8 protein-coding genes are annotated in these 14,468 nt (G+C 34.0%); all 8 read left to right on the top strand.

What is annotated here, in order from left to right:
* Positions 1-249 precede the first annotated feature (249 nt).
* The 8 genes from I5435_RS18525 to brxL all read left to right on the top strand — a co-directional run bounded on the left by I5435_RS18525 (position 250) and on the right by brxL (position 14,372).
* Positions 250-495 (top strand): TIGR04540 family protein, encoded by a 246-nt coding sequence (locus I5435_RS18525; RefSeq protein ID WP_337982756.1) that lies wholly within the window; start codon positions 250-252, stop codon positions 493-495.
* A 37-nt stretch (positions 496-532) separates the two neighbouring features.
* Positions 533-1,141: a DUF1819 family protein gene (locus tag I5435_RS18520; RefSeq protein ID WP_337982755.1), complete on the top strand. Its 609-nt coding sequence runs from the start codon at positions 533-535 to the stop codon at positions 1,139-1,141.
* Complete coding sequence (locus I5435_RS18515; protein ID WP_016993251.1) at positions 1,134-1,700, top strand: DUF1788 domain-containing protein; 567 nt, start codon at positions 1,134-1,136, stop codon at positions 1,698-1,700. The genes I5435_RS18520 and I5435_RS18515 overlap by 8 nt, the downstream gene beginning before the upstream one ends.
* An 18-nt stretch (positions 1,701-1,718) precedes the next feature.
* Positions 1,719-5,294, top strand: a complete 3,576-nt coding sequence (gene brxC / locus I5435_RS18510) for a BREX system P-loop protein BrxC (RefSeq protein ID WP_337982754.1) — start codon at positions 1,719-1,721, stop codon at positions 5,292-5,294.
* A 13-nt stretch (positions 5,295-5,307) separates the two neighbouring features.
* On the top strand, positions 5,308-8,751 hold the full coding sequence (gene pglX / locus I5435_RS18505; RefSeq protein WP_337982753.1) for a BREX-1 system adenine-specific DNA-methyltransferase PglX: 3,444 nt from the start codon (positions 5,308-5,310) through the stop codon (positions 8,749-8,751).
* A 73-nt stretch (positions 8,752-8,824) separates the two neighbouring features.
* On the top strand, positions 8,825-9,607 hold the full coding sequence (locus I5435_RS18500; RefSeq protein WP_337982752.1) for an abortive infection family protein: 783 nt from the start codon (positions 8,825-8,827) through the stop codon (positions 9,605-9,607).
* Between the two features lie 145 nt (positions 9,608-9,752).
* Positions 9,753-12,311, top strand: a complete 2,559-nt coding sequence (gene pglZ, locus I5435_RS18495) for a BREX-1 system phosphatase PglZ type A (RefSeq protein ID WP_337982751.1) — start codon at positions 9,753-9,755, stop codon at positions 12,309-12,311.
* A gap of 15 nt (positions 12,312-12,326) precedes the next feature.
* The gene (gene brxL / locus I5435_RS18490; protein ID WP_337982750.1) at positions 12,327-14,372 is read left to right on the top strand and encodes a protease Lon-related BREX system protein BrxL; all 2,046 of its coding nucleotides are present in this window, start codon (positions 12,327-12,329) and stop codon (positions 14,370-14,372) included.
* Positions 14,373-14,468 lie beyond the last annotated feature (96 nt).

Genomic DNA, 14,468 nt, shown 5'->3' with positions numbered 1-14,468 from the left:
CCGAATTTAGTGATGTTAAGTAGGTGGATCGGCAAAAATGATTAAACCATACACTTACTTGTATTTTGAAGAAGTTAATGAGCTTAGTTTCGTAACTACATAGATTGCTGATTCAATGTATGTAATCAGCATAGTAATTGAGAGGTTAAAAGATTTATGGTAATATATTTGATTTTATCCTTGAAGTAACCCTTTAATGAGAATAAAGTAAGAATAAGATATGAGATTTGTACTAATAATGTAATTGAGGTGTTACAGTTGGTTGTAAAACGTTTTTATCGAACACAGCGTGATTTAGCAAAGGCTATAAATGAAGTAGTAGATGCGTATTGGCAAGAGGCGATAACTGAAGAAGAGCTTATTTCAGATGTACATAGTATGTATTTAAATAACTCTGACAAGCTAATGAAGGATGGGGTTTTTACAAAAATCATTCAGCAGCAATGTGGAAAAAGAAGACTTTCATTGTTTAAGAAAATTGTAGGAATTAATTAGTGAAATAGTCTTGTAAGAGAGCGAGGAATCAATGACAATGGATATAGGATATTCTTCTGTCTTAACCGGTGCTGGATTTATGCTTTACGAGGTGAAGCAAGTAGCAAAATTAAAGCAACAAGGTTATTCGGATAAAGAAATTCGATATAAAATATTAGAAGAAAACATTTTTCAATTTGAAAAGCTATCAAGTGTTAAAAGAGCAATGCCGTATATTTTAAAGCGAGTGGACTTACTAGACGAATTACTAATGCAATTATTGATTGATGAACCGTATGAGGTGGGGAAAGTGATCAACCTTTATGCCATCATGAAATTTGATCTTCTTTTCTATGAATTCATGCGGGAAGTTGTAGCTGAAAAGTTAAACAACAATGATTATTACCTTGATAAGGTTGATGTGAATGTATTTTTTGCGGCAAAGATGGAGCAAAGTGAATTTATGGCTGGCTGGTCTGATACAACAGTAGCAAAACTTAAACAGGTATTCAAAAAAATCTTGTTAAATGCAGGTCTACTGAAAGATTTAAAATCCAATGAGTTAAACCGTTTGTATATCGATGAGCGTATAAAAATTCATCTGAATCATCTTGGTGATACTAAGTATTTACAAGCGATGGGGGAAGCAGGAGGCTATTATGGTTAATTTTAATGAGCGACTGGACAAAATTATTCCAAAGCTAAAAGAAGATAAGTTTATTGAAGGTAGAGGTCTAGGTAATGAAATTAGTTTCTATGTATTTGACTACGAACCTGTTCATGAGCTTGAAATGAGAGATTATATACAGCACATCAAAAAAGAATTCGACTATGATGGCTCAACACGCCAAATATTAGAAGTGGACTTATATAAGACGCTCCTTGAAATAACGAAAGAAAAGCGTATTTATGAGCGGATTTTTCAAATGGAAGAAAGGCAGGGCAAGGAAGCGTTGTTTAAAGCAATGACAACTTTTGCAAAGCCAGAAATCTTCCTCAATAAAATCAAAGAAAAATTAGACGGTCATAATGTGATTTTTCTTACAGGTGTAGGAAAGGTATATCCTTTTGTGCGTTCTCATAACATTTTGAACAACCTACAAGAAATTTTAGATAAGACACCAGTTGTTATGTTTTTCCCAGGGCAATATGATGGGCAATCATTACAGCTATTTAGCAAATTTAAGGATGACAACTATTACAGAGCATTTCGATTAATTGATTAGAATAGGGAGGCTTTTTAGATGATTTTAAAGGACATGTTTTTAAAGAGTATTGAGCGTGATATTCGTGGCGTTATTAAAGTAGCTCAAACGAGTGATAAAGATATTCATAATGAACTTGATGAATACGTTGTGACGCAGGAATTGAATAAGCACCTTTCGAAGTTTTATGAAAACTACCAACGAGGAATTGTTGGAAAAACAGACAAGATGGGTGTTTGGATTAGTGGTTTTTTTGGTTCAGGTAAATCGCATTTCTTAAAGATTTTAGCGTACCTATTAGAAAACCGTATGGTAGAAAATGAATACCCTGTAAATCTATTTGAAGATAAGATTAAAGATCCATTAGTATATGCCAATATGAAAAAAGCAGCAGATATTGAAACAGAAGTTGTTTTATTTAATATTGATTCAAAAAGTTCTTTAGATAACAAATCAAAAGAAGATGCCATTTTACGTGTGTTTATGAAAGTATTTTATGAGCACCGTGGCTATTACGGAGATATTCCAGGTGTTGCTGAAATGGAGAAATACCTTGATAAGCAAGGCAAATTTGAAGCATTTAAGCAGGAGTTCCAATCGCTTGTAGGCGAAAGCTGGGAAGAACGCCGTAGTACATTCTATTTTGATCAAGACTTTGTCATTGAAGCTTTAGGAAAAGTTATTAATCTGTCAGAGGCTTCTGCACGCAAGTGGATTGAAGAAAAAGTAGATGACTTTGAAATGGATATTCAAACGTTCGCGAAAGACGTAAAGGAATACATAGATTCAAAGGGGCCAAATTTCCATTTAGTATTTTTAGTTGATGAGATTGGACAGTATATCGGTGATAACCGTAATTTAATGCTTAATTTACAAACGTTAACAGAAGATTTAGGTACTTACGCCGAAGGTAAAGTATGGGTAATGGTTACTTCTCAGGAAAGCATCGATTCGATTATTAAAGTAAAAGGTGATGACTTCTCACGTATTCAAGGACGTTTTGATACTCGCTTGTCTTTATCTTCAATTTCAGTTGATGAAGTTATTAAAAAGCGTATTTTAGAAAAGCATCCGCATGTAACAGATAAATTAAATGCAATTTATCCAGAGAAAAGTGCGATATTAAAAAATCTAATTAGCTTCCGTGAAAGCACAGCAGATTTAAGGGGCTATGATCATGAACAAGAATTTGCGGAAGTGTATCCATTTATTCCGTATCAATTTAAATTACTACAAAATGTATTTGAACAGGTACGTAAGCATGGCTCATCAGGTAAGCATTTATCTGAAGGTGAGCGTTCGATGCTTTCTGCTTTCAAGGAAGCTGCTCTTTATTATAAAGAAGCAGAAGAAGGTACTTTAATTCCGTTTTATGCATTTTACGACACGATTAAAGAATTTTTAAACCCAGCTATTTCACGTGTAATTGAAGGGGCAAAAGAAAATCGAGCTTTAAAGGAAGATGAATTTAATGTCGATTTATTAAAAGTCCTATTCATGATTAAGTACGTGAAAGAGCTGCCAGCTACTATTGATAATATCGCAACATTGATGGTAACAAACATTGATGAGGACAAATTACAGTTAAAAGAGAAGATTAAATCCGCTGTTCGTAAATTGATTGCTGAAACATTAATTCAGAAAAATGGTGACTACTATGTGTTCTTGACAGATGATGAGCAAGATATTAACAATGAAATTAAGCAAGTGAATATCGATGAGGATGTATTAAAACGTGAGTTAGCAAATACGATATTCCTCGACCTTTATGATGAAAAACGTTTCAATTATTCGAAGCATTATGCCTTCCCATTTAATCAAAAGATGGATGAAAAAAATTACGGCAACCAGACGTCTTCGATTGGTGTGCAAATTATTTCACCATTATCGGATCATTATCAAAAATCACAGCAGGAACTAATGCTACTAACATCTGGAAGTGGAGAGCTGTTGATTAAGCTTGGTGCAAATGATTCTTACGTAGAGGAAATGGAAGAAGCATTAAAAATTGAGGACTATCGCAAAAAGAAAAATCCGTTACAGCAACCTGAAAACATTCAAAACATTTTAAATAACAAGCAGGTCGAAGTGAAAGACCGTAAACGGAGAGTAAGAGATTTATTAACAGAGGCGATTAAGGATGCAGAGTTCTACATTTACGGAGAAAAGGTAGAAATTAAAGGCTCTTCTGTAAAGGAAAAAATCAATATAGCATTTAAAGTTCTAGTAGATAACGTCTTTATTAAATTAGGCTATATTCAAGAGCATTTAGATAGCGAAAAAGACTTAGTTGCTTTATTAAATACGGATAACAGCCAGCTGTCATTAGATGATTCCATTGTGGCAAAACCTAACCAAGAGGCAAAGCGTGAAGTATTTGAATTTGTTGATTTACAGGATCAAATTAAGAAACAAATTACGGTAAAGAAAATATATGATCGTTATCAGGATAAGCCATATGGGTGGAAGCCGTTAGATATTGCTGCACTTATTGCTGAATTATTAACAGAGCAACGTATTCGCATTCGCTACAATTCTGAATATATCGAGCCTGCAAAAGATACAAATAAAATTATTACAACATTAGTGAAGTCGTCAGAATCAGAAAAAGCGATTATAGTAAAACGCACTAAAGTAGATGAAGCATTAATTCGAACTGCTAAAAGTATTTGTAAGGACGTGTTTAATACTACGAACTTAGCAGATGATGAGGATGGCTTACTAAAAGACATTCAAGGTTTAATGGAAACGCAAATAAGTGAAATTAAAGGCTATAAGGCTCGTTATGAAGGGCGTAAATATCCAGGTATGAGCTTATTAAATAAAGGGCTAGAGTATTTCGAGCAGTTTGATGCCAAATTAGATAGTGTATCGTTTTTTGAAAAGCTAAAAGAGTTAGAGGATAACCTGCTAGATTGGGAAGAAGACATTGCTTATGTGAAGAGCTTCTTTGAAACGAATCAAAAAGAGTTATTTGATAAAGGCTTAGCGGCATTTAAAAAATACGAGGAAAATAAATCCTACCTATTTGGTGAAGAAATTGAACAGCCAATGCAGCAGCTACAGGCGATATTATCTGATCCGATTCCATATAAGAAAATTAAAGAAATCCCAGAACTAACGAATGCTCTTGATATTTCATTTAATAAGGTCTTAACAGACAAAATTGCCTTTGCACAGGAAAGAGTACAGCTAGATTATGATGAGGTAGCATTATTATCTCGACAATATGGTGTATCTGAGGGAACAAAGCAAAATGTGGAAGCTTATTTTACGAAGCTATTAGCTGATGTTACAGTATTTACAGACATTTATAAGGTGGATGCTACGATTTCTCAAAGTGCAAGCTTGAAGGATAGAATGAGCCGCATCATCAATCAAGACATAGCACAAGAAGAAAAACGTAAAGCTGAGCAACAGCGTATAATCGGTGGGGAATCAAATGTCCCACCAGTAGAAGAACCGATTGTTCAAAAAGAATCTATAAAAGTGTCGAAATTAGTGCCAATGAAAACACTTGCGACGGAGCAAGATGTGGATCAATATATTTCAACGCTGTCTGCAAAATTAAAGCAAATTATCAAATCAAATAAACAAATTGAGTTTATTGAGTAAAGGATGTTGAACAATGAATAAATCGGCTTTAAAGAGCTTTGCAACAGAAGCACGCCTCGAACTACTTGAAAAAACCCAACTACAAGCACGTAAGCTAGGGATTACGCCTGACGCAATTCAGCATGCATCATTAGAAAGTTCGGACGCCATCTTTATTGATGGCAAGCCGCTTTCTGATGTTGAACGTAAGCAACGTAATAAATTAATTACACGTGTTAACGAAATTGGCTATGACCGTGTTATGGAAGAAGCTGCTTATACGTGGTTTAACCGTTTTATAGCCCTACGTTATATGGAAGTAAATGATTACTTACCAACAAAGGTACGGGTACTTTCTTCTGTGAATCTAGATAGTACAGAGCCAGATATGTTTAAAGAGGCATTGAATTTGGATTTACCGATCGATAAAGAGTTTGTGTATAACTTGAAAATTGAAAACAAGACGGATGAGTTGTTTGAATATCTGATTAAAGTTCATTGTAATGATTTAAATCGTTATATGCCGTTTATGTTTGAGAATGTTGAAGGATATCTGGAAATTTTGTTCCCTAAGGGTCTACTAGGAACGGATACATTTGTACGTAAAATGACAGATGTGAATGTGATTGCGGAAGAGGACTGGACAAAAGTTGAAATAGTTGGATGGTTGTATCAGTACTATATCTCTGAGGAAAATGAACGTGTAATTAAAGCGAAGAAGAAATATAAAAAAGAAGAAATTCCATATGCAACGCAGCTATTCACGCCTGAGTGGATCGTTCGTTATATGGTGCAAAATGCATTAGGACGTTATTGGATAGAGTCGCATCCTGAACAACGTGATTTAATAGGCAATTGGGAATATTACTTAGAGAATCCAAATCCTGAACCAGATTTTGATGAAAAAATTGCACCCTATGTTAATAAAGAGTTAAATGTAGAGGATATTAAATGTTTTGACCCAGCAATGGGAAGTGGGCATATCCTTGCCTATATGTTTGATGTGCTTTATGAGATTTATAGTAAATGTGGCTATATTGATCGTGAAATTCCACGTTTGATTATAGAGAAGAATTTATATGGATTAGATGTAGATAATCGAGCGTATCAATTAGCAAGCTTTACCGTGGTAATGAAAGCGGTACAATATGATAAACGTTTTCTACGGTCGATAAAAAGAGAAAGTTTGAAGTTAAATATTTTCACTTTTATTGAAAGTACAATTGATGATGACATTATTAATTATATTTGCCAAGGTAATGATTTTAGTCTAATTCAGATTGTAGAAACGTTAATAGCGGAATCTGTAAATTCAAAAATAATAGGATCATTAAAAATTAGTTCGTTAAGTAAGGATGATTTGAAATTATTGAAAAAAAGGATTCAGGAATTACTTAATAATAACACTCAAAATTTATTTGAAGTTGAATATCAGAGAATATTAAAAGAATTCTTTTTACCATTAATAAATCAAAACGAACTAATAGTAGATAAATTTGATATTGTAGTAACTAACCCACCGTATTTAAGTAGTAGTAAAATGGAAACTACTTTGAATTCATATATAAATAAATATTACCCTAAAAGTAAATCAGATTTATTCGCTGCATTTATCGAAAGAAGTTTTACTTATACAAAGTCTAATGGTCAAATTGGTTTTTTAACTCCTTTTGTCTGGATGTATTTATCCTCTTATAAAGAGTTAAGGGATATTATAGTTAATCAAAAAGCGATTACTTCATTAATTGAATTAGAGTATAATGCATTTCCAGAAGCTATGGTACCAGTTTGTACATTCACAATGAAAAATTATTTATCCAATTCAAAAGGTGAATATATACGTCTTGTAGATTTCCCAGGTCCTGATATTCAAAAGATTAAAGTATTAGAAGCAATAACTCAGGATTGTAATTATAGGTATTCTATAAACTCTAGAGCATTTTCATTAATAGAAGAAACACCTATTTCTTATTGGTTAACAAATAATGCATTAGAAATCCTTAAAAATAGCGAGGCACTTGGTATAGAGTTTGCTGCAGTTAAAAAAGGTATGAACACTTCAGATAATGAAAGATTCTTACGATTTTGGTTTGAAGTTGAAGAAGGAAAATTTGGGAAAGGGATAAAAAATAAGTTACAAGCAAAAGAATCAATGAAGAAATGGTTTCCTTACAATAAAGGTGGAGGGTTCAAAAAGTGGTATGGATATAATGAGTGGGTCATTAATTACGAAAATGATGGTGTAGAACTACAAAACTTTAAAGCCTCCGATATTCGTAATCCTCAATATTATTTTAGCGATTGTTTAACATGGTCTGCAATAGGGACTACTAAACCTTTTTCGATAAGGTTCTCTGATTATGGTGCGGTATTCGATTCAGCAGGTTCTTCTGTATTTTTAGGTGAAAATAATAAATTTATATATTATATTCAAGGTTTACTGCAATCGAGAGTAGCTAATTATTTTTTGAAGGCAATTAACCCAACTATTAATTATGGTGCAGGCACAGTATCTAAAATTCCATTAATAATTAATGAGCAACATTTAGAGGAAATTAATTCTTTAGTGAAAGAAAACATTAATATTTCTAAAAGAAATTGGGCTTATTTAGAGAAAGCGTTAGAGTATAAAAAACATTTTATATTAGATTATGAAGGTAACCTATTAGAAAGATTTAATAAGTGGTTTGAAGAGGAAAATCACTCTAGAGAGAAAGTATTGAGTAATGAAATTAAAATAAATGAAATTTTTATAGAAATTTATAATCTACAAGCAGAGATTGATTTAGCTGGTTTAGAGTCAGAAATGACTTTAGAAGTTTTTGATCAAGAGAGATTTATAAAATCCCTCTTATCATATGCAATCGGTTGGATATTAGGGAGATATTCGGGTCGTTCTAAAGATTATATCTTGTTATTTGATAAAAATGACTTAATAAATAAAATTAATTATTTTTTAGAAAATCAATTTGGTAAAGAAAATTTTACTTTTAATAAAAAATTTATTTGCAGTGTTCTGAGAAAAAAAGATGAAGCAGACGATGAGACTTTAATCAATTATTTTATTAATGATTATTACAATGATCATATTTCTGAATATAGTTCTCGAGGTAGAAAAGCTCCTATTTACTGGTTATTCACTTCAGGTAAAGAAAAAGCTTTTAACTGCTTAATTTACATTCATGGTTATGATAAAACAACACTTTCTCGTATTCGCACAGATTATGTACATGAAGTGCAAAGTCGAATGGATGCAGAGAAAAATGATTTATTAAATATTATTAATGGTGATTCAACTGTTAAAGAAATTGCAGCGGCAAAGAAAAAGCTAAAATCATTAGAAAAGAAAATTGATGAATTGAAAAAATATGATGAGCTATTGCATCATATGGCGGATCAGCAAATTGAATTCGATTTAGATGACGGTGTGAAGCACAATTATGAGCTGTTTAAAGGGTTAGTAGCACCGATTAAGTAAGTAAAAATAAAATGGAAGGGTATGCCAATTTGGTATATCCTTCTCTCGTATTCCAAGAATATTGAGGTGAAGTATGGCAAATTTAACTTTAAAGGAAAAAAGATTATTTGAAGAACTATTAGGCATGGGTAGTGGCTATGTTCTGGATTTTAGTAATAATTCATTTGCTCGTTTTATTATGGAAACTATAAATTTAGATATTTACGAAGGTCCAGGTTATACAGAATATTGTTCAAAAGCAAATAAGTTAAGACAAATATGGCAAAATGAGCAGGGTGGTATCGTTGGTAAACTAATGGAGGAATTGTTGGATTATTATATTGATCAATATAACTCTAGAGAGGCTGAGCCTACCGACAAAGAACAATTTTTGATTCAAGAATTGAAAGGTGTAGTTAAACGGCTTCAAGAAAATACAGCCGCAATAAACCTTCCATTAAAATCAGAAGATACATTAAAAACTTTATTAGAGGATATTCAAAGTTCTATAGCTAAAAATAAACCTGCATTAGTTTTAGACCGTTTACATACGTTTGCAGTAAAATATTTGAGAGATTTGTGTACAAAATATAGTATTGCTACGGAAGATCCGAATGGAAAGAAGATTGCACTACATGGATTAGCTGGTAAATTAAAAAAACATTATGAAAATAGTAGTGTGATTTCATCTAAATTTGCTTTAATGGCAATACAAAATAATATTTCCTTGTTTGATAGTTATAACGAAATAAGAAATGAAAAAAGTTATGCACACGATAATCCAATATTAAATGATATTGAAGCGGATTTTGTCGTTAGAGCGATGGCAAATGTCCTCACATTTTTAGATAAAATTGAGTTGCAAATTCAGCATTAAAGATTTCAACAAAGTGTACAACAAGATTTTGAAACAGAGCTGCCATTTTAAAAACTTATTTTATATACTGGATTCCTTACAAGCCTCTAAAATTAGAAGAGGCTTTTTTGTGTTTTCGGCTATAATATAAGGTGAGGTGATTCATTTGAATATCGAACAAATAGAATCTGCATTACAGGATGCATTTAGTGAGCCGTTGAAAAGTGGCGAGCAGCGTAAAATTGTATTCTGGGTAGATAAGGATCAAGAATTTATTGATGAAATTGATCAAATGACAATAGATGGTGTACACATACAGAAATTAACGAATAACAATCAATTTTATATGAAGCATTTATTAGAGGAAAAGGACACGCAATCGCATTATTTGATTTACACCAATTTGGAATTGAATTCCGAAGAAAATTGGTTGTACGATATTGTGCTTTATTCGAAAACATTTTTTGCGGATCGTATTTCATTAATTATTAGTGACTTACATATTGATCCATCGTTGCGAATGATTATTAAGAAATATGAAAAGTTCTTTAATAATAAAGACCGTTTCAAGAAGTTTCAGGCTTTTGGTTTAACGAACTATACAGAGGAATCGATTGAGCTTGCGATTATGAGCGTTCTTTGTGGCATTAAAACACCTGATTTTGAATCGGTCTTAAAAACGGTGTTAATAGATACGCTAGAAGATACTGAAAATAAATACATCGCACAGATGGAGAAGTTCTTTGATTTAGCTGCTTTTTGGAAACATGTAGAGCAGCTTTATGGCTATGAGCGTGAAGTAATGACCTTGAAAACATTATTTATTCATTTGACGGTTACGGCACTTAGTCATGCAATGAAAGAGGAATATTTAGGTGGATTAAAGGACTTTATAGCAGTTCGTAATCGCACGAATTCATTAGTATTCATCGACCATTGGCGACACCATAAAACGGATTACGCTGTATTTGATGAGTACGCAGCTGGAATTGAGCAAGAAGTGAAATTAGCAAGCATCATTCAATCGATTCCTGTTGAAGAATTCAAGCAAGCAGATATTTTTCCCTATTTTGATAAGGCAATCATTATTAAAATTGCGAATAGCTTGTTAGAGAATTTAGAGGACTTTGAAAATTATACAAAGCTAATTAAGCTGCGTAGAGCGAAGCATTATTATGAGCAATTCACATTTGTTTATGAGGCGTTGTACTATACCGTGAAAATGCACGAGTTTTACAAGGAGCATAAGCAGGGGCTTATGCAGGGGGAATCAATTGCGATACATGAGGCGTATGTGAAAGAGTATTACGCTATGGATATGTATTACCGTAAATTTTATGTTGCTTTTGATGAGGCTAGTAATAATGAATTGCTTAAAAAATTAAAATCACTAGTAGAAAACCTTTATACGAATTGGTTTGTGGCAGAGCTAAGTACGAATTGGTCACAGGCTGTGAAAGCTGAGATGACAGACGATTGGTCATTGCCAGGAGTGAGAAGCCAACAAAGCTTTTATTCGTCAGTTATTGCACCGCATATCCGTAAAGGTGAGCGAGTGTTCGTTATTATTTCTGATGCGATGCGTTATGAAGTTGGCGTAGAATTAGCAGAACGATTAAATGCCGAAACAATAGGTGATTGTGAGGTAGGCACGCTGTTAGGTGTAGTGCCTTCTGTAACAAAATTAGGGATGGCGGCTCTGTTACCTCATCGTAAGCTTGATTTTGATGCAACTGGACGAGTATTGATAGATGATACGGATTCATCTGGTTTAGAAAATCGTAAAAGAATACTTGAATCGTATGTGGAAGATAGTATTGCAGTGCATTTTCAGGATGTGTTAGATATGAATAAGGCAGGACGTAGAGAAGTCTTTAAAGGGAAGAAGCTCATTTACTTCTATCATGACACGATTGATGCAATGGGTGATAAAGCATCTACTGAAATCTATACGTTCAATGCCGTTGAAAAAGCGTTAGATCAATTATCAGCCTTAATAAAGGTAATACGTGATGATTTAAGTGGCTCGAATGTTTATATTACAGCCGATCATGGTTTCTTATATCAACGCGAAGAGCTTCCTGATAGTGATAAATTGGCGAAGGAGAAGATTGATTTAATAGAAGTGAAACGCCGCCATATTTTATCGAAGGAGCAGCGTGAACTAGAGGGGCAAATTGCCGTGGATTTATCTACAATTGTTCAAAATGATGAAGCATTAACGGTTTATTTACCAAATGGTACAATTCGAAATCGCCTGCAAGGTGCAGGTGTAAACTTTGTACACGGTGGAGCGAGCTTACAGGAAGTGGTTGTTCCCTTGCTAACATTTAAAAATAAACGTGCTGGTCAAAAAGGTGTTCAAGCGATTCAGAAAGTAGATATTAAGCTAACAAATACGACACGAAAAATTACAAACAGCATTTTTAACTTAGAGTTTTTCCAAACTGAAAAGGTAGAAGATAAGACGATTCCACGTACCGTTTTAATTTATATGACGGATGATGAAGGAAGCGTATTATCCAATGAAGAAACATTAATCGGGGATCATACATCTGATAAGCCTGAAGAACGTACATTTAAATTGCAATTTGCATTAAAAAGCATTACGTATGACCGTGCTAAAACCTATTATTTGAATATAAAAGATGTAGAAACGGGTGTCGTAATAGAGAAAATACCGTTTTCAATTAACTTAGGCATTGTCAGTGATTTTGACTTTTAGTAAAGAGGTGTGAACATGGACGAGGTTTCGACACTAAATTTAGATAAAAAATTAAATGAACATTTTGCTGGTCGAGTGGTACGTAAAGATTTAACAAAGCTTATTAAAGAAGGGGCAAACGTACCTGTTTATGTATTGGAGTATCTATTGGGTATGTATGCAGCTACGGACGATGAGGCAAGTATTCGTGAGGGCGTAGAGCGAGTGAAGAAAATCCTGGCTGAAAATTTTGTGCGACCAGATGAAGCAGAAAAAATTAAATCAAGAATTCGAGAGCTCGGTCAATATTCCATTATCGATAAAGTAACAGTTACTTTAAATCCTAAAATTGATACTTATGAAGCAGAGTTTTCAAACTTAGGACTAAAGGGCGTTCCTGTGCCACCAAGCTATGTGAAAGAGTTTGATAAGCTGCTAGTAGGTGGTATTTGGTGTATGGTGAAAATTGATTACTTCTTTGATGAGGAAGTACGTAATATCAATCCATTTAGTGTGAGCAATTTAAAGCCAATTCAAATGCCGAATATGGACATCACAGAGGTTTTTGAGGGGCGTAAACAGTTCACAAAAGATGAGTGGATTGATGTGTTAATTCGTTCAACAGGCATGGAGCCAACACAACTTGAAGAACGTGTGAAGTGGCACTTATTATTACGTTTAGTGCCTTTGGTGGAAAACAACTATAATATGTGTGAATTAGGACCACGTGGTACAGGTAAATCGCATGTATATAAAGAAATTTCACCGAATTCTATATTAGTATCTGGCGGTCAGTCAACTGTTGCCAACCTTTTTTATAACATGTCTACACGCAAAGTAGGTTTGGTTGGTATGTGGGATTGTGTCGCATTTGATGAAGTAGCAGGCATCCGCTTTAAGGATAAAGATGGAATTCAAATAATGAAGGATTATATGGCTTCTGGGTCATTTGCACGTGGCAAAGAAGAAAAAAATGCATCCGCATCAATGGTATTCGTCGGCAATATTAATCAAAGTGTAGATGTTCTTTTGAAAACATCTCATTTATTTGCCCCATTCCCACCCGAAATGGCGAACGACACCGCTTTCTTCGACCGAATGCATTATTATATGCCAGGCTGGGAAATTCCTAAAATGCGTCCAGAATTCTTTACAGATCGTTATGGCTTTATCGTTGATTATGTTGCTGAGTTTTTCCGTGAGATGAGAAAGCGTTCGTTTGCCGATGCAATTGACCGTTATTTTAAATTAGGTAATAACTTAAATCAACGAGACACAATTGCCGTACGTAAAACGGTGTCAGGCTTAGTTAAGCTACTATATCCACATGGTGAATATACGCGTGAGGATATTGAAGAAGTCCTGAAATATTCTTTAGAGGGACGCCGCAGAGTAAAAGAACAGCTGAAAAAAATTGGCGGTATGGAATTCTATGATGTAATGTTTTCTTATTTAGATAAAGAAACGATGCAAGAAGAGCATGTTGCTGTTCCTGAGCAGGGCGGTGGAAAGCTTATTCCAGAAGGGATGTTACGACCAGGGCATGTCTATGTTGTAGGTCAAGCACTGACAGGTATGATAGGTGTCTATAAATTAGAAAACCAAGTTGTCAGTGGCACAGGCAAATTTGATAAAGCTGGTATAGGCTCTAATCGAGAGGTGAGAGAAAGCCTCGATACCGCATTCCGTTATTTCACTGCCAATAGTAAGAGTGTCAGCAGCTCGATTAGTACCAAGACCAAGGACTATTTAATGCATCTTACAGACTTGCAGGGCATTGGATTAACAGCTCAGGTTGCAATTGCAGAATTAATCGGTCTCTGTTCAGGAGCGTTAGAAAAGCCTGTACAGGAAGGTCTTGTGATTGTTGGAAATATGACAGTAGGCGGGACGATTTCAAAAGTAGAGGAATTAGCAAATATTCTTCAAGTATGTGTGGATGCAGGTGCAAAGAAAATTCTGCTACCAGCACCATCAGCAGGAGACTTCTATACAGTACCATCAGATTTAATTGTAAAAGTTCAACCAATCTTCTATCTAGATCCTATAGATGCGGTTTATAAGGCATTAGGGGTGAGTTGATTAGCTTTAAGTATTGTTCTATATTCTGTAGTTTTTATTGTAAGTAATAGAGAAACGCCAATTATTTTTATTTAGTCTTATTGTAGTGAAACAGAG

The organism is Lysinibacillus sp. C5.1, from assembly GCF_016350185.1.
GTDB lineage: Bacteria > Bacillota > Bacilli > Bacillales_A > Planococcaceae > Lysinibacillus > Lysinibacillus sphaericus.
The sequence above is the reverse complement of the archived record's forward strand: the minus strand, read 5'-3'. Positions and strand labels throughout refer to the sequence as shown.

Coding starts and splice junctions, on each gene's coding strand:
- I5435_RS18520 (WP_337982755.1), top strand. CDS start 533: ATGGATATAGGATATTCTTCTGTCTTAACCGGTGCTGGATTTATGCTT.
- I5435_RS18515 (WP_016993251.1), top strand. CDS start 1,134: ATGGTTAATTTTAATGAGCGACTGGACAAAATTATTCCAAAGCTAAAA.
- brxC (WP_337982754.1), top strand. CDS start 1,719: ATGATTTTAAAGGACATGTTTTTAAAGAGTATTGAGCGTGATATTCGT.
- pglX (WP_337982753.1), top strand. CDS start 5,308: ATGAATAAATCGGCTTTAAAGAGCTTTGCAACAGAAGCACGCCTCGAA.
- I5435_RS18500 (WP_337982752.1), top strand. CDS start 8,825: ATGGCAAATTTAACTTTAAAGGAAAAAAGATTATTTGAAGAACTATTA.
- brxL (WP_337982750.1), top strand. CDS start 12,327: ATGGACGAGGTTTCGACACTAAATTTAGATAAAAAATTAAATGAACAT.